Source organism: Streptomyces sp. NBC_00285 (assembly GCF_036174265.1).
Taxonomy (GTDB): Bacteria; Actinomycetota; Actinomycetes; order Streptomycetales; family Streptomycetaceae; genus Streptomyces.
Genome location: NZ_CP108055.1, coordinates 3,421,366 through 3,445,798, shown reverse-complemented (window position 1 = coordinate 3,445,798; position 24,433 = coordinate 3,421,366). Strand labels below are relative to the sequence as shown.

19 protein-coding genes are annotated in these 24,433 nt (G+C 71.8%); 7 read left to right on the top strand and 12 right to left on the bottom strand.

Translation table 11 applies throughout. From position 1 onward, the window contains the following. Window positions 1-39 precede the first annotated feature (39 nt). Entirely contained in the window at window positions 40-411 is a 372-nt protein-coding gene (locus tag OHT57_RS15885) for a BlaI/MecI/CopY family transcriptional regulator (RefSeq protein WP_328747066.1), read from the top strand. Then, window positions 408-1,340: a M48 family metalloprotease gene (locus OHT57_RS15880; protein ID WP_328747065.1), complete on the top strand. Its 933-nt coding sequence runs from the start codon at window positions 408-410 to the stop codon at window positions 1,338-1,340. The genes OHT57_RS15885 and OHT57_RS15880 overlap by 4 nt, the downstream gene beginning before the upstream one ends. A gap of 83 nt (window positions 1,341-1,423) precedes the next feature. On the opposite strand, the gene OHT57_RS15875 is transcribed toward OHT57_RS15880, so the two are convergent. Next, the gene (locus OHT57_RS15875; RefSeq protein ID WP_328747064.1) at window positions 1,424-1,933 is read right to left on the bottom strand and encodes a MarR family winged helix-turn-helix transcriptional regulator; all 510 of its coding nucleotides are present in this window, start codon (window positions 1,931-1,933) and stop codon (window positions 1,424-1,426) included. A 406-nt stretch (window positions 1,934-2,339) separates the two neighbouring features. On the opposite strand from OHT57_RS15875, the gene OHT57_RS15870 reads away from it, so the two are divergent. After that, entirely contained in the window at window positions 2,340-3,839 is a 1,500-nt protein-coding gene (locus OHT57_RS15870; RefSeq protein WP_328747063.1) for a ricin-type beta-trefoil lectin domain protein, read from the top strand. Between the two features lie 13 nt (window positions 3,840-3,852). Continuing rightward, window positions 3,853-3,981 (top strand): hypothetical protein, encoded by a 129-nt coding sequence (locus OHT57_RS15865; RefSeq protein ID WP_328747062.1) that lies wholly within the window; start codon window positions 3,853-3,855, stop codon window positions 3,979-3,981. A 42-nt stretch (window positions 3,982-4,023) separates the two neighbouring features. Here OHT57_RS15865 and OHT57_RS15860 read toward each other — a convergent pair whose 3' ends face one another. The 4 genes from OHT57_RS15860 to OHT57_RS15845 all read right to left on the bottom strand — a co-directional run bounded on the left by OHT57_RS15860 (window position 4,024) and on the right by OHT57_RS15845 (window position 8,606). Beyond that, window positions 4,024-4,677, bottom strand: a complete 654-nt coding sequence (locus tag OHT57_RS15860) for a response regulator transcription factor (protein WP_328747061.1) — start codon at window positions 4,675-4,677, stop codon at window positions 4,024-4,026. 51 nt (window positions 4,678-4,728) lie between these two features. Next, complete coding sequence (locus tag OHT57_RS15855) at window positions 4,729-6,228, bottom strand: sensor histidine kinase (protein ID WP_328747060.1); 1,500 nt, start codon at window positions 6,226-6,228, stop codon at window positions 4,729-4,731. 34 nt (window positions 6,229-6,262) lie between these two features. Further along, window positions 6,263-7,513, bottom strand: coding sequence for a Clp protease N-terminal domain-containing protein (locus OHT57_RS15850; protein WP_328747059.1), 1,251 nt, complete (start codon window positions 7,511-7,513; stop codon window positions 6,263-6,265). A gap of 229 nt (window positions 7,514-7,742) precedes the next feature. Beyond that, complete coding sequence (locus OHT57_RS15845; RefSeq protein WP_328747058.1) at window positions 7,743-8,606, bottom strand: helix-turn-helix transcriptional regulator; 864 nt, start codon at window positions 8,604-8,606, stop codon at window positions 7,743-7,745. Window positions 8,607-8,737: 131 nt separating this feature from the next. Here OHT57_RS15845 and OHT57_RS15840 point away from each other — a divergent pair, with 131 nt between their 5' ends. Further along, window positions 8,738-9,688, top strand: coding sequence for an NADP-dependent oxidoreductase (locus tag OHT57_RS15840; protein WP_328747057.1), 951 nt, complete (start codon window positions 8,738-8,740; stop codon window positions 9,686-9,688). A 119-nt stretch (window positions 9,689-9,807) separates the two neighbouring features. On the opposite strand, the gene OHT57_RS15835 is transcribed toward OHT57_RS15840, so the two are convergent. The 4 genes from OHT57_RS15835 to OHT57_RS15820 form a co-directional block, all read right to left on the bottom strand. Continuing rightward, window positions 9,808-11,439, bottom strand: a complete 1,632-nt coding sequence (locus tag OHT57_RS15835) for a S53 family peptidase (protein ID WP_328747056.1) — start codon at window positions 11,437-11,439, stop codon at window positions 9,808-9,810. 119 nt (window positions 11,440-11,558) lie between these two features. Continuing rightward, window positions 11,559-14,408: an AAA family ATPase gene (locus OHT57_RS15830; RefSeq protein ID WP_328747055.1), complete on the bottom strand. Its 2,850-nt coding sequence runs from the start codon at window positions 14,406-14,408 to the stop codon at window positions 11,559-11,561. Between the two features lie 318 nt (window positions 14,409-14,726). After that, window positions 14,727-16,196 (bottom strand): APC family permease, encoded by a 1,470-nt coding sequence (locus OHT57_RS15825; RefSeq protein WP_328747054.1) that lies wholly within the window; start codon window positions 16,194-16,196, stop codon window positions 14,727-14,729. A 73-nt stretch (window positions 16,197-16,269) separates the two neighbouring features. Continuing rightward, window positions 16,270-17,004, bottom strand: a complete 735-nt coding sequence (locus OHT57_RS15820) for a FadR/GntR family transcriptional regulator (RefSeq protein WP_328747053.1) — start codon at window positions 17,002-17,004, stop codon at window positions 16,270-16,272. A gap of 774 nt (window positions 17,005-17,778) precedes the next feature. Between OHT57_RS15820 and OHT57_RS15815 the strand changes: the two genes are divergently transcribed. Next, complete coding sequence (locus tag OHT57_RS15815; protein ID WP_328747052.1) at window positions 17,779-19,218, top strand: amino acid permease; 1,440 nt, start codon at window positions 17,779-17,781, stop codon at window positions 19,216-19,218. A 408-nt stretch (window positions 19,219-19,626) separates the two neighbouring features. Here the strand turns inward: OHT57_RS15815 and OHT57_RS15810 are convergent, their stop codons facing one another. Then, a complete protein-coding gene (locus tag OHT57_RS15810; RefSeq protein WP_328747051.1) occupies window positions 19,627-20,286 on the bottom strand; it encodes a TetR/AcrR family transcriptional regulator in 660 nt (219 codons plus the stop codon). Between the two features lie 91 nt (window positions 20,287-20,377). On the opposite strand from OHT57_RS15810, the gene OHT57_RS15805 reads away from it, so the two are divergent. Further along, window positions 20,378-21,439, top strand: coding sequence for an oxygenase MpaB family protein (locus OHT57_RS15805; RefSeq protein ID WP_328747050.1), 1,062 nt, complete (start codon window positions 20,378-20,380; stop codon window positions 21,437-21,439). A gap of 37 nt (window positions 21,440-21,476) precedes the next feature. On the opposite strand, the gene OHT57_RS15800 is transcribed toward OHT57_RS15805, so the two are convergent. Both OHT57_RS15800 and OHT57_RS15795 read right to left on the bottom strand, forming a co-directional pair. After that, window positions 21,477-22,997, bottom strand: coding sequence for an APC family permease (locus OHT57_RS15800; protein ID WP_328747049.1), 1,521 nt, complete (start codon window positions 22,995-22,997; stop codon window positions 21,477-21,479). 474 nt (window positions 22,998-23,471) lie between these two features. Further along, entirely contained in the window at window positions 23,472-24,143 is a 672-nt protein-coding gene (locus OHT57_RS15795) for an ANTAR domain-containing response regulator (RefSeq protein WP_328747048.1), read from the bottom strand. Window positions 24,144-24,433: the final 290 nt, after the last annotated feature.

The window sequence follows — 24,433 nt, the reverse complement described above, 5'->3', positions numbered from 1 at the left end:
TACTGAACTGTAGACGATGGCGGAATGAGGAACGTTCCCATGACCGACTCGAGGGATGAGAGGCGGCCGGCCGGTGAGCTCGAGGCCGCCGTCATGGCCGCGCTGTGGGCCGCCGGGGCCCCGCTCACACCTGGACGGGTGCAGGTCGAACTCGGCTCGGGCCTGGCCCGGACGACGGTGACGACGATATTGACCCGCCTCCACGAGAAGGGCGTCGTCAGCCGTGAGCGCGAGGGGCGCGGCTATGCCTATTCCCCTGTGCAGGACGCCCCCGGGCTGACTGCTCGCCGCATGCACACCGAGCTCGACCGGGACACCGACCGGGAGACGGTCCTGGCCCGCTTCGTCGCCCAGCTCAGTCCCGGCGACGAGGAACATCTGCGCCGACTTCTCGAAGGGGACGAGCGATGACGACCGCCCTGCTGCTCGTACCGTTGATCCTGCCCTTCCTCGCGCCCGCGCTGGCCCGACGGACCCTCGACCGGCTGGCCCCTGCGGCCGCGTTGTGGGTCCTCACCGCGTCGGCCCTGGCACTGGCCGGAGCCTGTGTCGTCGCGCTCGGCGCCCTGGTGCTGACGGGGCTGCTCAAACTCCCTGCCCTCGCCGCCCTCGGTGAACTCGTCCACCCCCTGCGCACCCCCTCGGACTACTTCGTCCTCCCCGCCGCCGTGGCGGCCACCGGGGTGCTCACCGTCAGTTCCTGGACACTGGGGCGCTCGGCCCTCGTGCAGGCCCGCGCCTTCCGCACCGCCCGCACACAGGCCGACTGCCGTCCAGCCGCCGGTGACCTGTGCGTCGTCGATTCACCGCACCCGGACGCGTACGCCCTGCCGGGACGACCCCAGCGCATCGTCGTCACCACCGCCATGCTGCGCAGTCTGGGACCTGCCGAGCGCGAGGCCCTCTTCGCCCACGAACGCGCCCACAACCGGTCCGGCCACCACTACTTCCTGGCCGCGGCCGAACTCGCCGCCCACTGCCACCCCGCCCTGCGTTCCACCCGGAGCACCATCCGGCTCGCCGCCGAACGGGCCGCCGACGAGGCCGCCGCCCAGGTCACCGGCGACCGGCGCCTGATCGCCACAGCCATCGCCCGCGCCGCCCTCGCCTGTCACGCCTCGCCGTCCACCCGCCCGGACTTCGCACCCGCGGCGACCACCGGCCCGGTTCCGCAACGCGTCACCGCCCTCCTCGCCCCCTCTCCGGGGCGTGCCCGCGCCAAGCGCCCCACCGCGCTCCTCCTCGCGGCATGCACGGTCCTGTCCGTCGCCGCCGGAGCGGCGGGCGTCGTGGACTTCCACCACGACATCGAGATCGCCCAGGGGGAGGCGCGTCCCTGACCGGCATGCATGCGGACGCGGCGGGGCCGGACGCCTGAGTCGGTCCCGACCCATCGGCCCACAGGCGCCGCGCGGTCCGTCGCTCACGACGCCGGTCGGCCCGGCTGCTTCGGCGCCCGCATGTCCGGCAGCGGCGTCTGCCCGGCGGCCTTCCGCTCCGCGTCCAGGGCGCGTCCGGCCGCCCGCAGCGTGCTGAGGACCGCGGTCACCTCGCGTACGGACTGCTCGGGAATCACCGACCCGATGCGCAGTTCCAGCTCCTCCTCGAAGACCTTGAGTGCCCCGTCCACCAGCTTCCGTCCCTCGGGCGTCAGCTCGACGATCGAGGAGCGGCGGTCGTCGGGATTGGCACGCCGTGCGCACAGCCCCGTCGACTCCAGACGGTCGACCACCTTGCTGGTGCCGCCCACGGTGATGGAGAACTCCTCGGCGATGTCCTGGATCCGGGACCCGGGCCGGCGCAACAGCAGGTGCAGTACCTCGAACGAGGTCAGTGGCAGGCCGTACTCGGCGCGCAACCGCCCCTCGATGCCACTCCACAGCTCGATCTCCATGGAGACCAGCTCCCGGTACAGCCGCTTCAGGTCAGCCATTACTCATCTTCCGAAGAATTATCTTCCATGGACGGTTAATTGTAGGCCATCGAGTGTTGGCCTTCCCGTCGCGGACGGGAGTTACCGCCCACGTCCCCGCCGTGCCGGAGCGGGGTTCCAGGACGCGTCGTGCGGTGGCTCCGCGCCTCCCGCTCCGGGCCGTCCTCGGCTCGACCGGCCGATGAACCCCTCCGGAGGGGTCCGGCCAAGGAGTCGGTGGCATTTCGGAACCGTCACAGGTCTTGTCACCGAGGCGGGCAACGTGCCAGTGTCCGGCCATGGTTACGTAACCATGGCCGGATTACACGAGTCCGAGTATCCGTATCCGGACCTTGGTTCCTCACTGACTCGGCTCAGGTGACGAACCCGCACTCCGCCCTCCGCGATTTCCGTCACTGGAGACGACATGACCAAGACCCCGACGCGGTCGAGAAGACTGGCCAGTGTGCTCGTGGCCGGCTTCGGCGCGACACTCATGTTGCTGACCGCCCCCGGTTCCGCCCTCGCCCAGCAGGCCCCCGAGCGGTCAGCCGCCTCAGCCGTGCCGGGGAAGCCCGTGCCGGGGAAGCCCGCGCCGAAGGGCGGTACCAGTAACTTCCGCGGAGTGAACTGGGCGGACCCGCGCGACAACTACGCCAGTGACGCCGTGGTCCCCAGCGGGCTGAAGGTGACCGACAGCTACCGCACCGTGTACCGCACCACCGAGAAGATGGTGGGCGGCTTCAAGAAGAACCTGGGCGCCAACACGCTGCGACTGCCGATCAACCCGGCGTCCGTGGGCACCACTTGGTGGAAGTCGTACCGGGCGACGATCGACGCGGCCACGGCCAGTGGTGACAAGGTCATCGTCAGCTACTGGGAGGCCGACAGCAGCAAGGACGGCCTGGTCGACGACACGGCCGCCTGGACCAAGATGTGGAACACCGTGGTGCGGGAGTACAAGCACAACCCGCGGGTCTACTTCGAGCCCATGAACGAGCCGCACGGCTACACCCTGGACCAGTGGGTGGCCGTCACCAGTAGCTGGCTGGGCCGCCACAAGGACGTCCCGCGCGGCCGTGTCGTGATCAGCGGCACCGGCTACAACGACGACGTCACCGGTGTCGGCGCGGCACCCGCACTGCGCGGAACGCTGCTGTCGCTGCACTTCTACGGGTTCTGGAACAGCTACACCAAGCAGTCCGACTGGACCGCCGACCTCGAAAAGCGCCTCGGCAAGTACACCGGCCGGACCATCATCGACGAGGCCGGCTCCCCGATGACCATCGGCCTGAACTACGGCGCGTGGAACGGCAACATCTACACCTCGTACCTCGCGGCCGTGGCCAACACCGCCCGCAGCAAGGGGATGGGACTCGTCTACTGGCCGGGGCTGCGCTTCGGCGACTCCTACTCGATCGAGTCCCTGGACTCCAAGGGCAACATGGTGGACAACAGCGCCACCGGCGTCGCGCTGCTGCGCTGGGGCTACGGCTTCGGCAAGACCCCGCCCGTCAACGACCTGCCGCCCGCGCCTCCCGGTGAGGTCCTGCGCGGAGTCGGCTCGGGCCGCTGCGTCGACGTGCCCGGCTTCAGCACCACCAACGGCACCCAGCTCGACCTCTGGGACTGCAACGCGGGCGGCAACCAGACCTGGAACTGGAACGCGGACAAGCAGCTCACCATCTACGGCAACAAGTGCATGACGGTGGGCGGCACCGGAGCCGCGGCGGGCGACCCCGTGGTCATCACCGACTGCACCGGCGCGACGGCACAGCAGTGGAACGTGAACGCGGACCTCTCCGTGACCAGCGTCGCCAACCCGGCGCTCTGCCTGGACGCGGCCGGAGCGGGCACCGGCAACGGCACGTCGGTCGACGTCTGGTACTGCAACGGCAGCAGCAACCAGCAGTGGAACAGGAGCTGACGCTGCGGAGCGGATGACGCACGTTCAGGCGCTCGGCCGGGGCAACCCGGCCGAGCGCCTGTCGGCTTCGCAGGGGAACGACATGACACCCCCGGCAGGAATGCTCACCGGCAGCACAGCACTGCAGTTCTCGATCACCTGACCGACCCGAGACCAAGGCGGTCGGGGGCGCCGGTCGGCCGGTTCAGTGGTCGTCGAGCAGCCCGGCGTCGTGCGCGAGGACGGCGGCCTGCACGCGGTTGGCGCAGCCGGTGCGGGTGAGGATCCGGCTGATGTGCGCCTTGACCGTGCCGACGCTCAGATACAGCTGATCGGCGATCTCCGCGTTGGACAGGCCCGTGCCGAGCAGCCGCAGGACGTCCCGTTCGGTGGGGGTCAGTTCGTCGGTCCGGCGCCGGGCGGCCTCGATGTCCCGGCCGGACCGCACGTGCCGTTCCAGCAGCTGCCGGGTGATCCGGGGAGCCAGTACCGGTTCACCTTTCGCGGCGAGTTGCACGGCGCGAATCAGCTCGGCGGGACCGGTGTCCTTGAGGAGGAAACCGCTGGCCCCGGCCCGCAGGGCGCGCGTCACGCTCGCTTCCTCGCCGAACGCAGTCAGCATCACGACACAGGTGCGGGGCGAGAGCCGGGCGATGTCCTCGGCGGCGGCGATTCCGTCTCTGGACGGCATCTGGATGTCGAGCAGGGCCACATCGATGTCCTGTGCGCGGCAGGCCGCGGCGGCCTCCAGACCGTCGCCCGCCTCGGCGACCACCTCGATGTCCTCGGCGTTCTGAAGGATCAACCGGATTCCCGCGCGCATCAGGGCCTCGTCGTCGGCGATCAGAACTCGGATCATCAGCTCATCCTAGAGTCGCGCACCTGCGAGGTCGTACACCGTCAGGGTCGTTCATCTCAGGACCGCGTCTGCCAGCAGCACGATCAGGAAGGCGACCGTCGGCAGGACCACGAGCAGTGTCAGACAGCCCGATCCCAGGACTCGCGGCCACGTCAGGATCTCGTCCGGCAGCGGGGCGCGCGCCCCTCTTGGTTCGATGCCGTCGTACTGGAGGCGGTTCATGTCCGGAAGGGAGCCGGCCGCGGCCCCCGTGTGCGCGGCCACGTCCAGGGGGCCGCTGTCGTGAGCCGGGAGCCGGGCCGTCATGCGGAAGCCACCGCTCGGCAGGGCGCCCGCCTCGAACGTGCCGCCGAGCAAGGAGATCCGCTCCTGGCAGCCGGCCAGCCCGCTGCGGTTTCCTCCCTGGGAGCGGCCCGCCGCGCGGGGGGCTTCGTTGCTGACGGACACCTCGATCCCGCTGTCCGTACCCCTCTGACCGACCACCACCCTGGTGGGTGCGCCGGAGGCGTGTTTCAGTACGTTCGTCAGCCCTTCCCGGACCACGCGGTGAACCGCCTGACGCGTACGGAGCCCCACCTCCGCCGTGTCGGGAAGGGACCAGTCCAGCTCGACGACGCTGCCCGTCCGCCGGGATTCCGTCACCAGAGCGGTGATGTCCGCGCGCGTTCCCGTCTCGTCCCCGGTTCTGCCCGCCGGGTCCGTGAGGTCCTCGTACCGCAGGACGCCGAGGATCTCGCGCAGTTCCGCCATGGCCGTACCGGCGGTCGTGCGCAGCAGTTCGGCCTGCCCGGCGAGGGCGGGTGCCTGCCGCGCGGCAGCGAGTTCCAGCGCCCCGGCGTGCACCGAGATCAGGCTCAGCCGGTGGCCCAGCAGGTCGTGCATCTCGCCCGCGATCCGGGTCCGTTCCTCCAACCGGGCCGTCGCGGCGGTCAGCGTGCGGGCCTGTTCCAGAAAGGCGTTGCGTTCCCGGAGCAGGCTGACGAGGGGCCGTCGCCGACCCCACAGGTTTCCCGCCAGGGCGGGGAGCAGAAGCAGCAGAACCGCCGAGACCGCGTTGTCGGCCAGTTCCGACGCCAGGTTCTCGGGCCGGACCAGAGCACGGACGACGGTGAGGACACCGACGGCGGCGCAGGCCGCTCCGACGAGCTGCCACGCTCGCCGCGACGGCGCGACACGACGGGTGGCGGACAGGACGACCAGCGGCACCACCGCCAGCGTCCACACGTTGTCACCCACGACCAGGGGAGCGGACCCCAGGATCACGATGATCGGCCGGCCGCGCCGAGCGGGCACGAGCCCAGTCGCCCACAACGCCTCCAGAACGGCCGACACCGGCCGATGCGGGGGCGCCAGCAGCAGCGGTGTCAGACAGAAGGCCGCCGTCAGGGCACAGACGAGCGACTCGACGACGACCGTACGGCGTTCGGCGGCACGCACGGAGGCCCAACTCCCGGTCACCTCAAGGCGTATCCGCCGCGGTACACCCGCCAGCGTGTGCTGCAGCCGTGCGGAGGGGCGCGACAGCTGTGTCTCGTCGGACGCCTGACTCATGATCTCCCTTTGCCCCGTCACCGTGGATCCCCCGTCATGCGCCCAGCCTCAGGCCCAACTCCGCACGCAAGGCGGCCACATCGACCTGACCGGCGGTGAGCAGGTGTACGACCGTGCCCTCGGCGCCGGTGTCCGTCGCCGACTCGTCGAGCAGCGCGGACAGCAGGTGGACCGTGCCGACCGTGGGTGACCCGTGCTCGGCGGCGGACAGCCGGGCCACCGCCACGACCCGGTCGGCGGCGGCGGACGGACGTACCCTGCCGCCGTCGGGAACACCGGCGGCCGGGATCGGCGTGGCCGAAGGGAACCGGGAGGCCGCGGAGACCAGGGAGGACTGCCGTACTCCGTGCCGACGCAGCAGGGCCGGGGCGGAGTTGGCCTGTGCGAGAGCCCCGGGCAGCGAGCGCCCGGCGACGAACAGGGCCCGGTCCAGGGCCAGTACCCCCAGCAGCAGATCCACCGGTTCCACCGCGGCGCGCCCGCACCGTACCGCCTGCCGCATGGCCTCGACGGACACCGCGAACAGAACCGGTGAGCCGTTCACGGAGCTTCCGGAGGTCCACGAAGTCAGGGCGCGGGTAAGGGGGTTACCGCTCCGGCCCAGGGTTCCGGCCCGCCGGAGGAGGGTGACGCCGCGGGATTCCGGCCCCTCGGTGTGCGCCGGTGCACTCGCGTCCGACAAGTCGATGGCGTCCAACGCGTCGGCCGCGGCGGAGAGATCCAGCCGCTCCAGGACCATGGCCTCCCGTGCCCGGCTGTCCGGCAGTTCCAGCAGGGCGCGGGCGACATGCCGGCAGCGCACCGAGATCGACCCCTCGGCGCGGGCCTTCCTGAGCGCGAGCAGCAGACAGGCGCGCATCGCCCCGGTCATCCCGGGCAGCACCCGGCCGCCTTCCGGGGCCGGTCCGCGCACACCGAGGCCGTAACGCCACCGAGCCTCACGCCAGGCGGCGTCGGCCTCCTCCTCGTCGGCTTCCGGCCGGGCTCCGGCACCGGCCGTGACCGGCACGCCGTGTGCCTCGTCGTCGCTCACCCAGCCGAGGCCCGCCCGGCCGGCGATCAGACCACTGAGCGAACCGGCCTTCCGCATCCCCGGGGCGATCGCCTCACCGGCACCGGTGTCCCCCGACACGAGTTCCCCCAGCAGGGTGTCCGTCCCCACGGCCGGCACCTCGCGCCCGACCGCCCGGCGCACCGTCTCCACCAGCAGGTCCATGACGTCCGGCTCGAACTCCGTGGTCGCCCCGCACACGGCCGTGCCGTCGTCGGCCTGAGCGTCGGTCATCTCTCGCGGTCCCATCAGTGTTCCCCTGTCAGTGCGGTGGCCCGGTCACCACGACGCTAGGTGCACCCCGCGCGACACGGCGACGGCCGACCGGCCAGACTCCCGGTCCGATCGGCCATCCGGCCACGGGACTTCATGCCCCTGCGGGGAGCGCGAGCGCGGTCGGGCACGGTGCGGGGGCTACGGGAGACAGGACACGAGAGCTCACGAAGGTGATTCCGCACGAAGGTCAGGAGGCGCCCGGCAGACTGGCGAGCAGTTGGAGCCGCTCGGCGTCCGGGCTGCCCTCGGCGGCGGTGTAGACGACCATCATCGGGCCGGGAGTTCCCGGCAGCGGGTAGGCGTCCCAGTCCAGGTTCAGCTCCCCGACCAGTGGATGCATGACGCGCATCCGGCCGCGCGTCGTCTCCTCCACGTCGTGCCTGGCCCACAGCGTGGCGAACTCATCGCTGTGGACGGCGAGTTCGCCGACGAGTTCCACGGCGCGCGGATGCCCCGGATCGGCGGCGACCTGCGCGCGCAGCATCGCGGTCAGCTCGGCGACGGTGGCCGCCCGCTCCGGGCAGGTCTGGTCGGCCTCGGGGTGCAGCAGAAGCGCCAGCAGGTTCCGCTCCGGCACCGCGAGCCGGGTGAACTCGCCCAGCAGGGTCCCGGCCAGCGGGCTCCAGGCCAGGACGTCCAGGAAGCGGCCCACGACCAGCGCGGGCGAGGGCATCGTGCGCAGCAACCGCGCTGTGGTGTCCGGTACTTCCTCGGGTTCGTACCGGCGCGCGGCACGGGCCGGTGTGCGCGCGGCGACGGCGAGGCTGTGCAGGTGACGGCGTTCCTCGGCGGTGAAGTTGAGGGCGCGCGCGAGGGCGTCCAGGACCTGTTCGGAGGGCCGTACGTCACGGCCCTGCTCCATGCGCTGGTAGTAGTCCGAACTGACCCCCGCAAGGAGGGCCAGTTCCTCCCGCCGCAGCCCGGCGACGCGCCGCCTCGGGCCGGGTTCGAGTCCGACGTCCTGCGGTCGCAGCCGGGTCCGGCGGGTCCGCAGGAATTCCGCGAGTTCGCGTCGGGGATCGTCGGTCGGGGTGAGAGGTGAGTCGGTCACGGCGCCAGTATGCCTGCGGCCCGGCTCGGGAGGGTGGGTCTGCCGGTCCCAGGAAAAGCCGGCCGACCGTGATGCCGCGCGCAGGGACCAGCATCGGTTCCACACCAGCCGACCACGGAAGGAACAGCGCCATGAAGGCCGCCCAGATCACGAGTTACGGTGCACCGGACGTCCTGCGGATCAACGAGGTCGACCGGCCCGCCCCCGGGGCCGGCGAGGTTCTGGTGGCGGTCGAGGCGTCCAGTGTGAACGGACACGATGTGATCGTCCGCGCCGGGGAGTTGAAGATGATGTCGGGGCGCCGCTTCCCGATCGGCGCGGGGCTGGACTTCGCGGGAGTCGTCGTCGAGTCCGGCGCCGGTGTCGAGGGCTGCCGGGTCGGGGACCGGGTGTGGGGCATGGTGCATCCCCGCCGGCGGCACACCACCGCGGGGGCGGCCGAGTACGTCGTCGTCTCCGCGGACCGGATCGCACCCGCCCCGGCGGACCTCTCGCCGGTCGAGGCGGCCTCCCTGGTCGTGGCGGGCGCCACGGCACTGATCGCGCTGCGCGACAGTGTGCACCTCGCGGCCGGGGAACGGGTTCTCGTGCGGGGCGCGGCCGGCGGAGTGGGCACCGCCGCTGTGCAACTGGCGCACGCGCTGGGCGGCCATGTGACCGCGCTGGCCCGCGACCGCCACGCCGGAGCGCTCACCGAACTCGGTGCCGACGAAGTCCTCGACCACGGCTCCACCACCTCGGACCGGATCGGGCCCTTCGACGTCATCGTCGACACCGTGGGAACGGAACTGCACTGCTACCGGAGCCGGTTGGCGGGGAACGGCCGGATGGTCACCGTGGGCCTGTCGGCCGCCGCGCTGCCCGCGATCGCCGCGTCGAGCGTGTACGGCTCCCGTCGTATCCGCACCTTCAGCGCCAACCCGGACACCGCAGTGCTGCGTGACGTGGCCGGCCATGTCACGTCGGGTGCGCTACGGCCGGTGGTGCACGGTGTGTACCCGCTCGCGGACATCACCGCGGCGCACGAGGCGTTCGAGCGCGGCGGCGTCGTGGGCAAGCACGTGGTCGCGGTGTCGGCGTAGCTCCGAGGACGTCGAGCGGCTCTGATCTGCCGAATCGCGGTCGGCCCGAACGGCGACGTGGGTCACGCCGTGCGCTGTTCAGGCGCACGGCGTGACCTACGGGCTGTCGGGCGTCGGCGTCAGCCGAGGAGCTTGCTCGCCAGCGTCGCCGCGTTGTACGAGCCCCAGCCGGTGGTGAAGTCCCAGCCGGTGGCGGACGAGTAGGCGCCGTTGCTGCCGCTGGTGATGTCGTGGAAGCCGGTGCCGGAGGCGGTGTAGAGGGCCGGGTTGGCGAAGCCGAGGTTGGCCTTGCCCGCCGCCGCGGCCTGCTGGTTGTAGAGGGCCGCGAAGGCCGCCCACTCGGGGGCCGCCGCGCTGGTGCCGCCCACCGCGGACCAACTGCCCTGGGAGTAGATCGAGACACCGGGGCTCGGGTTCGCGTGTGCCGAGACGTCCGGCACCTGGCGGAAGCCGCCGCCGGCGGTCTTCTGCACCGCGGTCTGCCAGCTGGGGATCTTGAAGACGGAGGACTTGCCGCCACCGCCGCCGGACCAGGCCACCTCCTTGCTGAAGGCGTTCGCCGAGGTGACGGTCAGCTTGGTGCCGCCGACGCCGGTGACGTACGGGTCGCTGGCCGGGTAGTCGACGGTGGTGGTGCCGTCGCCCGCGTCGTCGGAGCCGTCGTCACCGGAGGCCGCGTAGAAGCCGAGGCCCTGAGCGGCACCGGCCTTGAAGACGGCGTCCACGGCGTTGATGTTGGAGGTGGTGCGGGCGCTTTCGGAGGCGCCCCAGCTGATCGAGGTGGTCGGGATGCCGCTGTCGACGATGGCCTGGTAGGTGTCGACCTCACCAGCGTCGGAGTTGGGTCCCTCGAAGACGGTGACGTTGGCCTTGGGAGCGATCGCGTGCAGGACCTCGATGTCCAGCTCGACCTCGACCTGCCCGTCACCGAGTGCGCCGGAACCGCCGTCCACCTTCGACACGGTCGGGGTGGGCGAGCCCAGGCTGTAGTTGGTGTCGTACTTGGTGATGTTGGCCTGCTGGAAGCCGTCGAACTCCAGCAGCGCGATCTTCTGGCCGCTGCCGGTGTACGTCCCGGAGACGTTGTAGCCGCCCTTGAGCTGGGCCGGGGTGTAGCCGCCGCCCGGTCCGTTGCGCGGGGCGACGGTGTGCGGGGTGGCCTGGTGGCGGAGCTGGACGTGGTTGTTGAGGCCGGCCACGTCGCTGACCAGGGAGGCGATACCGGAAGGCAGGGTCGGTGCGCTGTCGTTGGCGTAGAAGGAGCGGCCCGACGCGGTGTCCTTCCACGTCGACAGCTTGGTGCCGAAGGCCTTCTCCAGCTGGGCGGCGGTGCCGGTGGCGTCGACCAGCAGGTTGCCCGAGTGGACCTTGCCGACGGTCAGGCCCTGCGCCTTCAGGTACTCCTTGAGCTGCTTGACCTCGGCGTCGGTGCGGCCGAACCGGGCCGCGAACCGGGCCTTGGTGAGGTAGTGGCCGTAGGAGGCCGAGTGCGGGTCGCTGACCTTGGCTATGAACGTGTCGAGTGCCGTGCCCCCTCTGGGGGCCAGACTGATCGCCACGGGGATCCGCTTCCCGGCCGCGACCGAACCGGTGCGCTTCGCCTGCTTGCCCAGGCCCTTCACGACGTCTCCTGTGACGGCCGCGCGGGCGGTGTGCGGCTGGGGGGCGTTCGCCGCGTAGGCGGCGGGGACGGCCGCGACGAGCAGGGCGGGCACGGTGACCAGGCCGAGCAGTTTCAGACGGGACTTCACTGTGGTCCTCCGGAGAGTGGGGGATGTCCCGGAAGCGGAACGGCTTCACCGTAGGAACACCGGGCCCACCCCCGTAAGCGGGGGAACCCTTGCGTCATGTGTTAACTGCGCATGTCACGTCAGCGGCGGGTGCCGAGAACGCGGGGGATGCGGACCCGGACCGCCTGACCGACCGTCACCGCATGGGCGGGCGGCCGTGCCTGGTCGTCGTCGGCCAGGTCGACGGTCGCCGCGCCGGTCGCGAGGACGGCCACGGCCATGGCGTGGGCGAGCGCGGTGCGGGACCGCACCCCGAACTTGCGGTACACCCGCGACAGGGCCCCCTCCACCGTCTTGACGCTGATGAACAGCTCGGCGGCGACTTCCCGGTTGGTGGCTCCGCCGCCCACCAGCGCGGCGATCCTGGCTTCCGTGGGGGTGAGTTCGGGCCCGCCGGCCTCGCCGGCGCGGTCCACGGCGTCCAGCCGAGCCAGCTCGTCCCGGGCCCGGGCCGCGAGCGGGGCGGCGCCGATCCGGGTGGCGGTCTCCAGGGCCTCGCCGAGGACCTTGCGCGCCGTACTCCTGCGGCGCGAGCGGCGCTCGACCGCGCCGAGGGCGATCAGGGTGCGCACCAGCTCGACGGGGAGGGGGAGTTGACGCAGCCGGTCCACGGCGGCGCGCAGCCGCGCGGCGCCTTCCTTCGCCCGGCCGAGCCCCGCCTCCCGCAGGCCTTCCGCCCGCTCCAGGGCGGCCGGCACGCTGCCCGGCGTGGCGGCGGACACGCGGGCGTAGGCCTCGCGGACCACCGCCCCCGCCTCGTCGTTCTCGCCCAGGACGACCAGTGCCTCGGCCAGGTCGGCGTACCAGTGCAGCAACGGCGGGTCGGCGGCGCACATCGCCGTGCCCAGCTCCCTGACCCGCTGGAGCGCCTCGACCGCGGCCGCCGCCCCCAGCGGGTCACCGCCGAGCAGTTCGGCCTGCCCCAGGACCGCCAGCGCACGCACCAGGAACAGTTGGTCGCCGTCGGCCTCCGAGGCGCGCACCGCCCGCCCGGCGAGTTCCCGGGCCTCGTGCACGCTGCCTCCCGCGGTCGCTGCCAGGGCCGCCGCGTACAGAGCGGGAGCGGCCTGTACGCCTGCCTCGGCCAGCGCCCGCGAGCAGCGGTCCGCGGTGTGCAGCGCCTCCCGGCAGTACCCGGCGCGCACCTGGACCCGGGTGAGCGTCACCAGGGTCGCCAGGACGTCCTCGACGCCCGCGAACTCGCCGATGGCCGCGAGGAGCCGGGTCAGCTGTCCGTGGGCCTCGGTCACCCGGTCGGAGTCCAGGGCGAGGATCGCCCGCATCCGGACCAGCCGCCAGCTGTCCGGGCCGCCGTCGGTGCCGCCGCTCAGGGTCAGGGCGGCTTCGAGCGCGGCATCCGCGGCGACCGGGTCACCGGCCAGGGAGCGCACCCGGGCCAGGGTCGCCAGGGCCCCGATGCGGGTGTCCGTGTCACCCGCCAGGGCCGCCTGCCGGGCATGCCGGTCGGCGGCCTCCAACTCCCCGCACAACAGGCCCCGTACGGCGGCCCAGTGATGCAGCCGTGCCTCCGACTCCGGGTCGCCCGCGGCGTCTTCGAGGCCTTCCTCGATCAAGTCGCCCGCGCCTTCGAGGGCTTGGCCGGCGTTGCGCAGCAGGATCAGCCGGGCCCGCACCCGCAGGCGCGCCGAGTCCGACTCGGCGAGGACGGTCCCGGCGGCCGCGCCCGCCTCCTCCAGCCGGCCGGCGTCACAGGCGTACTCGGCCGCGGCCAGCAGCCGGCCGGCGCGGTCGGCGGGGCGGTCGCCCGGTGTGCGGCGGGCGGCGAGCGCGGCGAGTTCGAAGGCGGTGCCGGGCGTGCCGCCCTGGCGCGCGGTCTCGGCGGCGGACGTCAGGGTGCGGGCGGTGGCCTCGTCCTCGTACGGGTGGGCGTGGGCGAGGTGCCGGGCCCGCTCCACGGGATCGGCGACCGCGCGCGCCAGCAGGGTGTGCGCCTGTCTGCGGTCGTTCTGCGGGGCGTCGGCGTAGAGCGCGGCCCGGATCAGCGGATGCCGGAAGCGTACGGTCCCCTCGGCGTCGGCGGTCGCGACGCCGAGCCGTTCGGCGGCCGCGAGGTCGGCGACCGGGTCGGGGAGCCCGGTGGCCCGCAGCACGGTGAGGCTGGGGCGGTCGGCGGCGCTCGCGACGAGGAGGGTGAGGCGGGCCGGTTCCGGGAGGGCGCGGGCCCGGGGCAGCAGGAGGTCACGCAGTCTCGGCGGTACGTCGCTGCCGTTCAGGGCCGCCCGCCCCAACTCCTGGGCGTACAGGGGGTTTCCGGCGGCGCTCTCCTGGACCGTCCGCAGGGCTGCCGGGGGCAGGTCGGTGCCCAGGTCGGCGCGCACGAGGTGGACCACCTCGGCGTCCGTCAGGGGCGGCACGGCGAGTTCGAGGGTGCCCGGCGGGCAGCAGCGCAGCCCCTCGGGCTGTCCGCCGTCGGCCACGCGTTCGGCGGCAAGCACGCGGATGCCGGTTCCTTCGAGGCGGCGTACCGCGAAGGCGAGCACCTCGGCCGTCAGTCCGTCGAGCCACTGCACGCCGTCGATGACCAGCAGAACGGGGTCCGTCGACGCCAGGGCGCGCAGGGCGTCGAGGACGGCGACGCGCAGCGCGAGCCGGCTCCGGCCGTCCTCGGGCCCCGGGTTGTGCAGCAGGGCCGCCCCGAGTGCCGTGCGGGGCTCGGGTGCGAGGTGCTCCAGGCAGCGCCGCGGCACCCGCGTGAACAGGTCGACGAGCCCGGCGAACGGAAGCCGGGCGTCGTCCTCGGCGGGTGAGCAGGACAGGACGGTGCCGGACGCGGAGGCCGTCAGGGCTGTCAGGAGCGTGGACTTTCCGATCCCCGCGGGGCCGTGGAGGAGGACTCCGGGGCGGGCCGCCGACTCGGCCCTGGCGAGGTCGAGAAGCTTGTGCCGCCCAGTCAGCGGGCGTGTTCCCATGAGGTTTCGGCAGGTCGGAGCATGTGCTCATGACAACCCTGGTGGATCACGGTTGTCAATGCCGTCCGTCACCTGTCCATGGGGCCGTCATGTTCGCCGACGGCGGTGACCGCAGCGCCGCCCCGGGACCGGGCGGGGGGACGAACATCAGCCGTGGTCCGAGCACGGCGCAGAGCGGGCCGAGGGCACACATCGCGGCGGCGCTGACGAAGGCGGCACCCAGGTGGTCGGCCTGACGGACGTGAGGACGGCTGACACCACGGCACGACAGCTCGCCGGTCAGGACGTGCGGGCGAACGGCAGGAGCGATGGTCTCGTTCAGTCCGCGTCGGCGACGACGGAGCCGATGCGATCGGCCAGGGTCGGGTCACGGCGGACCAGGAGGGCCGCGTAGCCGACGGCGGCGAGCAGGGCGGCCAGCGCCGCGTACGGGAACCAGTTGTACGGTCCGGGCTGGCCCGGCTTGGCGAGGTAGTACAGCGGGACCAGGATGGCCAGTGTGCCGAGCGCGGGCAGCACCAGGTGCCGTACCACCCGGAACTCCTGTGGCCGGTACCTGCGGTAGTACAGCGGCAGGGCGATGTTCGAGGCGAGGTAGACCAGCAGGATCAGGATGGTGCCGAGGGTCGAGGACTCGGTGAAGAAGACCACCGGGTCCATCGAGCCGTCGCCGGATCCCAGCAGGTGGCCCAGACCCCAGCCGCCGATGATCAGCAGGGCGGTGGCGGCGAAGGTGACGATCGCGTTGTTCGGTGTACGGCGGGTGGGGTGCACGTAACCGAAGAAGGACGGGAGCAGGCCCTCGCGTCCGGCGTTGAACACCAGGCGGGCCTGGGAGTTGATGCCGGCGATCAGCACGCCGAGCGTGGAGGTCAGACCGCCCAGATAGGTGAGGAACGCCAGCGCGCCCAGGGTGTGCTGGGCCACCTCGACGAAGGGGATCGGGGAGGCGCCGAGCCTGTTCACGTCGTAGCCGAAGCCGGTCACCGTGGCGTAGGCGAAGACGACGTAGCTCACCGTCATGATCGCGATGGAGGAGAACACCGCGCGGCCGACGTTGCGCCGTGGGTTCTCCGTCTCCTCGGCGAGCGCGGCCGAGTTCTCCCAGCCGACGAACAGGTACACCGCCAGCGGGAAACCGGCCGCCAGTCCCCTGAAGCCGTGGCTGATGTGGCTGGGCAGGAACGGATCGAGGGAGAGGGAGCCGCGGTGTTCCACGAGCGCCGCGACCGAGACGACGGCCAGCACCAGCATCTCCACGCCGAAGAAGTAGCCGGCCCACTTGGTGGAGACGACCACCCCGCGCAGCATCAGCCCCACGGCCAGCCCGGTGAGCAGCAGTGTCCAGATGATCCAGGGCAGGTCCACGCCGGTGTAGTGGTACAGGGTGATCTGCACGAACCCGCCGGAGATGGCGATGACGGAGGCCATCGCGATGATGTAGCCCAGGCCCGCCAGCAGTGCGGTGGTCACCGCGCTGACCGGACCGAAGGTCTTGCCCACGAAGGTGGTGAAGCTGCCCGCCGAGGGGTGGGCCCGGGAGAACTCCGCCAGCGTGTTGCCGAGCAGTGCGACCGCGATGCCCGCGGCGACGATCGTCAGGGGTGAGGCCACGCCCGCGGTGGTGGCCAGGAAGGCGAAACCGAAGAAGAAGCTCATGGCCGGGCCGACGTTGGCCATCGTGGCGGCGGCGATGTCCGCCATGCCGAGGACGCCGCTGCGCAGCCGCTGCGGCGCGTCGCCGACGGGACCCGGTGGGGACAGCGGGCCTGTTCCGGGGTCGGGCATAGCGGCAACTCCTTGTGCGGTGGTGACCTGATGGGTGCGCGGGTTCTCGACGGCCGGACCGGCCGGCCGGGCGTCAGCGGTGCCGGGAACGCTGGTGCGCCTTCACCGCCTGCACGGCCGGATCGGTCGCACCCCGGCCCAGTTCGGCGAGCAGTTCGGCGTGGCACAGGTTCTGCGCCCGGAGCACCGCGGGGTGCGGCACGGGCAGCAGCAGGCAGAGCCGGCCGAGCAGGTCGGCGGCGAACTCGCGCATTCCCGCGCCGCCGAGCGTCTCCGCGAGGTCCAGGTGGAAGCGGGCCTCCAACTCGGCCTGGCGTGCCGGGTCGTCGGTCCGTTCCGTCTCCTCGACCAGCGCCCGAAGCCCCTCAAGACGCTCGGCCGGAACCTCTCCCGAGCCGTGCGCCACCAGGCCGCATTCGAGCAGCACATGGAAGGCGTCCAGGGAGGCCGCCTCCTCGGCGTCATGCATCACGGCGACGACGGTGTCCCAGTCCTGCGCGACGAAGGTTCCGCCCGCCCGTCCGCGCCGGCGGTCGAGCAGGCCGTCCTGGCACATGCCTTCCAGCGCGCGACGGACGGTGATCTCGCTGATCCCCAGTTCCTCGGCGAGGACCCCGGCATCGGGGAGCCGGTCCCCGGGCTGCACGGAGCGCAGGCGTACCCGCAGCGCGATTCTCGACCGGACGAGGTCGGAGCCGTTCTGGCCCCCGCCGGGCAGGGCACGGGCGTGTCCCACGCCGGTGACCGGCGTCGTCCGAGCCGGGCCCGGCTGGTTGTAAGGCCCGAACTTGCCCGCTGCATTCACCACGACGCCACCCTAACGGCCTGCTGAACGCGGTCGCGGCCCGCGACGGAAGCAGTCCGGCGCGTCGGACCGGGGCCCGGCACGCGACCTCGGCCGGCCGAACCGGACCCCGGGTCCCGGGAGCGATCTCACGCCGGCCGAGGTCCCGCGCAGCCTTCTCGCCGGTGGTTCCCGCGACGGTGTCACGGTGTGGTGCACAGGGGCTCCCGGGGGGCGGGGAACGTCGGAGGAGGTTCGTCCGAAGCAGCCCGAAACAGCCGGGCCACGGCACTGCGCGGGTGTCGCGCCGGGAGTGGCGGGCCGCGATGCAGGAAAAATTAGAGCAAGGTGAACAGTTAAACAAGACCTTGTGGCGGCCGGTTCGCCGGCGGGGGAGGGGTCCGGGCCGACGGCCGGGTGGTCATGGCCCTGAGCAGGGGATTCGCATCCCGGCGGGCACCTCTCCGGGATACGTCGACGGGGGCGCGAGTGGGTGTCCGGGAGGCGCGGATGCCCCGTGGGGCGGCGCGCGGAAGCCATCGGCCCGCCGATGGCACCCTTGTTTTTTCTGATCGCCGTGAACTATTTTCCTGAACGTCACCGGGCGAACCGAAGCAGCAGACCCCGGTCGGCGGCCGTGATCCACCATGCCCTCCCCGCGACCGTGATCGCCACCCCCGACCCGGCCCCGCCCCCCGACCCGGCACCCCGCACGCCGCGCCCGGCGGAATCCACACGGCCACCCCCGTCCGATCCCGCCGGAACCGTCCCCGTCCCCGCCAGCCCCTGGATGTCGAGATGACCACACGTCCCCCTGCCCCCGCACCCGACAAGGTCACCACCGCCGAAGGCCCACCGGCAGAAGCCGGTCTGCAGGCCGGACTGAAGAACCGTCACCTGTCGATGATCGCGATCGGCGGTGTCATCGGAGCGGGCCTGTTCGTCGGCTCCGGCTCCGGCATCGCCGCTGCGGGGCCCGGCATCCTCGTGTCGTACGCACTCGTGGGCGCCCTCGTCGTGCTCGTGATGCGCATGCTGGGTGAGATGGCCGCCGCGAACCCGACCTCCGGTTCCTTCTCCGCCTACGCCGACCGCGCGCTCGGCCGCTGGGCCGGGTTCTCCATCGGCTGGCTGTACTGGTTCTTCTGGGTCGTGGTGCTCGCCGTGGAGGCGACCGCCGGCGCGAAGATCCTGGAAAGCTGGATACCGGCCGTGCCGCAGTGGGGCTGGGCCCTGCTCGTGATGCTCGTACTGACCGTCTCCAACCTCGCCTCGGTCGCCTCCTACGGCGAGTTCGAGTTCTGGTTCGCCGGGATCAAGGTCGTCGCGATCGCCGCGTTCATCGTCGTGGGCCTCCTGGCGGTCTTCGGGATCCTGCCGGGCACGCACAGCGACACCGCCGGGCTGTCCAACCTCACCGCGCACGGCGGCTTCCTGCCCAACGGGCCCGGCAAGATCCTCACCGGTGTGCTGATGGTCGTCTTCTCCTTCATGGGCAGCGAGATCGTCACCCTGGCCGCCGGTGAGTCCGAGGACCCGCAGCGCGCGGTCGCCAAGTCCACCAACAGCGTCATCTGGCGGATCGGCGTGTTCTACCTCGGCTCGATCTTCATCGTGCTGACCCTGCTGCCCTGGAACTCCCCGGCCATCACCAAGGACGGCTCGTACGTCGCCGCCCTGGACTCCCTGGGCATCGCGCACGCCGGGCAGGTCATGAACTTCATCGTGCTCACCTCGGTGCTGTCCTGTCTGAACTCCGGCCTCTACACCGCCTCCCGCATGGCCTTCTCCCTCGGCCGTCGCGGCGACGCCCCCGCCGCCTTCGGCCGCACCAAGCGTCAGGGCGTGCCGCAGACCGCGATCCTCGCCTCGGTCGTCTTCGGCTTCGTCGCGGTGTTCTTCAACTACGCCTGGCCCGACACCGTCTTCCTCTTCCTGCTCAACTCCTCAGGCGCTATCGCCCTGTTCGTCTGGCTGGTCATCTGCTTCTCGCAGCTGCGCATGCGCCGGATCATCCAGGCGGAGTCGCCGGAGAAGCTCGTCGTACGCATGTGGCTCTTCCCGTATCTGACCTGGGCCACCATCGCCCTGATCGTGTTCGTGCTCGGCTACATGCTCACCGACACCGCCTCCGGCGGCGGCCGGGACCAGGTCGTCCTGTCCACCCTCGTGGCCGCGGGCGTGGTGGTCTTCGCACTACTCCGCCAACGGCTGTCGTCGCCGGCCCGGAAGCGGTGATCACCGCTTCGTAGAAGCGCGGGGTCGCCTGCCGGCAGGCACTTGCCCGGGGTCGCTCGCTCGGGGGTCGCCTGCCGGCAGGCACTCGCCTGGGGCTGCTCGTCCCGGGGCCACACGCCGGCAGCGACTCGCCCGGGGCCGACCTGCCCCGGGGCCACCCGCCCGGTCCCACGCGGGGTCGACCCACCCCGGTCCCACCCGGGGCCGACCCACCCCGGCCTCACCCACCCGGGGTCGACCCGCCCCCTCGCCGGTGACGCGGCTCCCCTCGCGTCACCGGCTTCACGGCTGCAGCCGTCATCGTCGTTCGGCTCGCGGCGCGCGGCGCGCGAGAGCACCGTCGAAGCCCACGTCGGCCGCATGCCGGCCGTCCTGGAGTTCACGGACCGCGTCCCGGTGGAGCGAGGGTCAACGGGGCTGTTCTCTCGACGGGTTGACGGTGTCGAGGATCAACCGCACCTGGTCGGTCAGGCGTTCAGGGGTGAACCTGCCCGGGTCGGTGAGGGCGAGGCGGCCGAAGTGTTCCGCGCAGGCGACGAGCGCGTGGGCGAGGATCTGCGGGTCGAGCCGGGGCTCGCTCCGGCCGGCCACGGCGAGGGAGATCCACTGTTCCACCCGCCGCCGGAACCGTTCCCGGTCCGTCTCGATGCGGTCGCGGACCACCGCAGGCATGCTGCCCGGGGTCAGCAGGATCAGCCGCCAGGTGTCCGGATCGTCGTGGAGCATCGCGGACATCCGGCGTACCGTCTCCGCGGCGAACCCGCCCGGGTCGCGCAGCTCCCGCGCATCGGGGACCGTCGCCAGCAGCCGTGTGTAGGCGCGCGCCTGCTGGCGGTCGAGCAGGGCCAGCAGCAGGGCGCCGAGGTCGTCGAAGGCGCCGTAGACCACCGACCGGGCGATACCGGCCCGCTTCGCCACGGCGTCGATGGAGACCCGTTCGTACCCCTCGCTCACGATCACGGCGAGGGCCGCGTCGAGCAGCTGCTCGCGGCGCTCGCCGATGGGTACGCGCGGCGCGTACGGGCGCCGCCTGCGCGGCCGGTCTGCCGAATTCGTGGACGCTGACACCTTGGCAGTTTACGACACGCGTGTCTTAATTTACGACAGCAGTGTCGTAATCGAGGGGCGGCCCACGCCGCGAAGCACAGGGAGCGGCTGGATGACGAAGCTGAGGCGCAGTGAGGTCGAACCGCACGAGGACTACGGCTTCTTCGGCCCGGGCTCGGTGGTCTGGAAGGTCTGGAGCTTCCCGACCGCGCCGACCGTGGGTTTCCAGCGGGCCGTCGTGGTGGAGGAACTCGACCCGCCCTTGGTGGCCGCCGTCCACCAGACCCAGGGCATCTACCAGCGCCCCCGCACCCGTTACGACCGGACCCTTCGCTACTTCGCGATGGTCGCCTTCGGCGGGTCGCGGGAGGTGTGCAAGGCCGCGGACATCCTGGTCAAGGTCCACTCCAAGGCGATCGGCCACCTGCCCCACGGGGAGGGCACCTACGACGCCAACGACCCGGCCTCACAGCTGTGGATCCAGCTCACCGGCTGGCACTCCGTCCTCTACGCCTACGAGAAGTACGGCCCCGGCAAGCTCACCGAGCAGGAGGAGTCGGAGTACTGGGAGGCCTGCGCCCTCGCCGCGGAACTGCAGACGTGCTCACCCGACGACGTCCCCCGCACCCGTGACGGCGTCCGGGCCTACTTCGAGCGGATGCGCCCGCGCCTGTCCGCGAGCCCCATCGCCCGGCAGGCCATGAACCACCTCCTCACCACCGAGCTGGTCCTGCCGCCCACCCCGCGCTGGGCGAGGCCGGTGAGCAAGGCCGTGGCGAGGGCGCAGCGCGTCGCGACCATCGCCACCATGCCGCGCTGGATGCGTGAGATGGCCGGCATCCGGCAGTCACGCCTCCTCGACGTCCTCATCGTGCCCGTGATGAAGGTGTCCTTCGCGCTCGCCCACCTCGACGCCCGGGTCGAACTGCGCCTGCTGGAAAGGCTCTCGCCCTCCACGGTCTCGGTGATCGCCCCGGTCAGGCTCGGTGTCCCGCCGCGCAACAAGGAAGTGCTGACCCCTGCCGAGGCCCGCGCGAGGTACGGCTATGCCAAGCCCGCCGAAGCCCATCTCGAGTTCCGGGCCCTGCAGGCCGCGCGCGTCTTCGGCGAGGGCGGGGCCCCCAGCGACCAGGGGCTCGTCGAATCCCAGGAGATCCTGGGACCGCTCGCCTGACGCCACCCGCCCGTCGGCCCGCCTGCCCGCCCGTCCGTCAGCGGCGGGCCGCGCGGGTCGGCTTGCCCAGGGCCCAGAACAGGACGCCGAGGAGCATGAACCCGATGAGCGGGAGCAGCTCCGTCAGCAGGTACTTCCCGCGTTCGGCGTGGCTCCAGCCGTCCGGGGCGTAGGCGGAGCTGAACCAGTTGAACGGAGCGCCCGGCGCGACCAACTGCACGCAGGCGTACAGGACGAACGCGGTGAGCACGATGCTGATGGCGAGGGGAGCGGGCGCCTTGTAAGGGCGCGGGACCTCCGGCGCCTTGTGGCGGAGTACCGCCAGGGCCGGGAAGATGCCCAGATAGCTGACCAGGGTGGTGGAGACGGCCAGGCCCAGGACCGCGCCGAAGAGTTTCGCCGCGCTGCCGTTGGTGAGTTCGTGGGCCAGGACCAGGACGGCCGTGGAGACCAGGCCGCTGAGGATGTTGACCCGGACCGGGGTTCCGAAGCGGCTGGAAATGACCCCCAGGAAGCGCGGGGCAGCGCCGTCGTACCCGGAGACGGCGAGGGCGCGGTCGGAGCCCATCACCCAGGTGACGCCCGAGGACAGCACGGTGAGGATGAACAGGATCGCGGCCAGGTCCCCGAGCACGCTTCCGACCCCGTTCAGGGTCGCGGTGCCGTCGCCGGTGACGTGGCCGCCGTACACCGTGAAGACCTGGCGGATCGCGTCGATGAAGCCGCCGAGGCCGGTGATGGTCTTGACGGGCAGGACGAGCAGGATGCCGAGGATCGGCAGCGCGTAGAGCAGTACGGCGAGTGCGGCGCTGCGGAATACGGCGTACGGGATGTCCTTCTGGGCGTCGGTCATCTCGTCGCCCGCCGTGCTGGGCAGCTCGAAGCCGACGAAGTTGAACATCAGGACGGGCACCAGGACGACGAAGCCCGCGTACGTGGGGGAGAAGTCGCCGAGGCCGAATCCGTGCAGGCCGTGCTGGATGCCGTAGACCACGACGGTGACGGTGAACAGGCCGAGCAGGAGGAAGCGGCTCCAGGCGCCGATGGTGGGGATCCACTTTCCGACGTCGAAGGAGAGGATCGCGGCGAGGACCCCGATCCAGACGAAGGCCACGGTGAAGACGTAGAAGGCGGGGGTGCTCAGGTCCTTGCCGTCGTTGAAGAAGGTCGTGTAGGCCGTGACGGCGGAGACGGAGAGCGTGCCGCCGAGCCACACCGGGTTGGTGATCCAGTAGAGGAAGTTGTTGACGGCGCCGGCCAGGCGGCCGAAGGCGCGGCTGGTCCAGATGTAGGGGCCGCCCTCGTCGGGGAACGCGGCCCCCAGTTCGGCGGTCAGCAGGGCCGAGGGGACGAAGAACACCGCGGCCAGCACGATGAGCCAGGTGAACGACTCCGCGCCGGAGGAGGCCACCGTGCCGATGGTGTCCACGCCGACGATGGTGCACAGCAGGAAGAACAGGATGTCGAAGCGGCCGAAGTGCTTGCGCAGCTTCTGGCGTTCCGACTCGGCTGCCGTCGGCGCGCCGACCGGTTCTGAGGTGAGGGGGCCAGCGGTCACCAGGGGCTCCAGCGGATGGGCGGTACAGGCGGAATTCGGCCAATGATCGGCCTTGTCGCACAAGCTCACAAGCGTTCATTAGGAAGACTTGACTATGAATGTCTGGGCAGGGTGCGCAGTCCGCACGGACGGATGACGGTTCGGGGAAGGCTTGATCGGGCATCCCCGGGGGTAGTTGTCCTCCCCCGGGAGTAGCGGGAGAGGGCACGGTCGTCCCGGGGAGGCAGGGCAGGTGCCTCCGTGGGCACGATGTGCGGGCGCGTCTCAAGGGCGAGGCTGGTCCGTGTCGGGGAAGAGCAATCCAGGCCCGAGGAGGGCGCCATGAACCGCCAGATCCGTGTTCGTGTCAGCCGTCGACCCTCGTCCTCCCGTGACACCCGTCAGCCGGAAATCGACCGCAGGACCCCGTCGGGGCGGCTGCTGCCGTACTGATGCCGATGCCGGTTCCGCTGTGTGGGGCGGACGGCGGCGAGGTCACTTCAGGCAGTGGTCGATCGCCGTCCGCAAGGCCCGGCGCAGTGCGGGCGACGGGAGCGGGCCGCTGCCCTCGGCGCCGGCCGTGACCACCGCGGCGACCTCGCGCAGCTTGGTGTTGGAGAGCTGGGAGGCCTCCCGCAGGACGTGCCACGCCTCGTCCGAGGAGCAGGCGTGGGTGGCCATCAGAACCCCGCGTGCCTGGTCGATGACCGGGCGGGTGGCGATCGCCTGCCGGAGTTGTTCGACCTCGGTGCGCAGCAGGTCCAACTGCTGTGTGCGCTCCGCGACCACCACGGACGGCACGGGCTCCCGGTGTGTCCCGGGGCCGTGCAGCGGATCCCCGGGATCCAGGCCGGCCATCTCCAGGGCGCTGCGCGGCTGGCCGGTCCAGCCGGTCGCCGACACCGGCACGCCGTGGCGGCGGGCGTAGGTGTCGAGCACCTCCAGGAACCGGAGTCCCCCCGTGTCCATGAAGAAGACGCCGCCCATGTCCAGGTCGATCCGGCGGGTGCCGTCCGGAAGCTCCTTCAAGGCTGCGGCCAGGATGTCCGCGCAGCCGTGGACCAGCTCACCGCGTAGGACGAGCACGGCCCGGTCGTCGTCCGGGCGGCTCTCGACGGTCACGGTGTTCCGTCGCCCTGCGAGCGAAGTGTGTGCCGCTGAGCTCATGTCCGCCTCGCTGCTCCCCACAGTCGTCACGAAGTCGAGTCACCGATCGCCGCCGGAACCCGGCCCTGACCGTGGATGTGGCCGCGCGGGGTCCGACGGTGTCGGGGTTCGCCTGCCCGGAGCCCGGAAGACTACACCCGGCCCGGCGGGGCATGGCGGACGCCCGCCGGGGGTAGACGCGCTCTCGTCCAGGGTTACGGGCAGAGACGTTTCCGGAGGGGAGACGTATCGGAGGAGAGGCAGTCCGGCCAGCAGTGAGGAGTCGGTGTGGACATCCGGCACGAAGCGCC

Coding starts and splice junctions, on each gene's coding strand:
- OHT57_RS15885 (WP_328747066.1), top strand. CDS start 40: ATGACCGACTCGAGGGATGAGAGGCGGCCGGCCGGTGAGCTCGAGGCC.
- OHT57_RS15880 (WP_328747065.1), top strand. CDS start 408: ATGACGACCGCCCTGCTGCTCGTACCGTTGATCCTGCCCTTCCTCGCG.
- OHT57_RS15875 (WP_328747064.1), bottom strand. CDS start 1,933: ATGGCTGACCTGAAGCGGCTGTACCGGGAGCTGGTCTCCATGGAGATC.
- OHT57_RS15870 (WP_328747063.1), top strand. CDS start 2,340: ATGACCAAGACCCCGACGCGGTCGAGAAGACTGGCCAGTGTGCTCGTG.
- OHT57_RS15865 (WP_328747062.1), top strand. CDS start 3,853: ATGACGCACGTTCAGGCGCTCGGCCGGGGCAACCCGGCCGAGCGCCTG.
- OHT57_RS15860 (WP_328747061.1), bottom strand. CDS start 4,677: ATGATCCGAGTTCTGATCGCCGACGACGAGGCCCTGATGCGCGCGGGA.
- OHT57_RS15855 (WP_328747060.1), bottom strand. CDS start 6,228: ATGAGTCAGGCGTCCGACGAGACACAGCTGTCGCGCCCCTCCGCACGG.
- OHT57_RS15850 (WP_328747059.1), bottom strand. CDS start 7,513: ATGACCGACGCTCAGGCCGACGACGGCACGGCCGTGTGCGGGGCGACC.
- OHT57_RS15840 (WP_328747057.1), top strand. CDS start 8,738: ATGAAGGCCGCCCAGATCACGAGTTACGGTGCACCGGACGTCCTGCGG.
- OHT57_RS15830 (WP_328747055.1), bottom strand. CDS start 14,408: ATGGGAACACGCCCGCTGACTGGGCGGCACAAGCTTCTCGACCTCGCC.
- OHT57_RS15825 (WP_328747054.1), bottom strand. CDS start 16,196: ATGCCCGACCCCGGAACAGGCCCGCTGTCCCCACCGGGTCCCGTCGGC.
- OHT57_RS15815 (WP_328747052.1), top strand. CDS start 17,779: ATGACCACACGTCCCCCTGCCCCCGCACCCGACAAGGTCACCACCGCC.
- OHT57_RS15805 (WP_328747050.1), top strand. CDS start 20,378: ATGACGAAGCTGAGGCGCAGTGAGGTCGAACCGCACGAGGACTACGGC.
- OHT57_RS15795 (WP_328747048.1), bottom strand. CDS start 24,143: ATGAGCTCAGCGGCACACACTTCGCTCGCAGGGCGACGGAACACCGTG.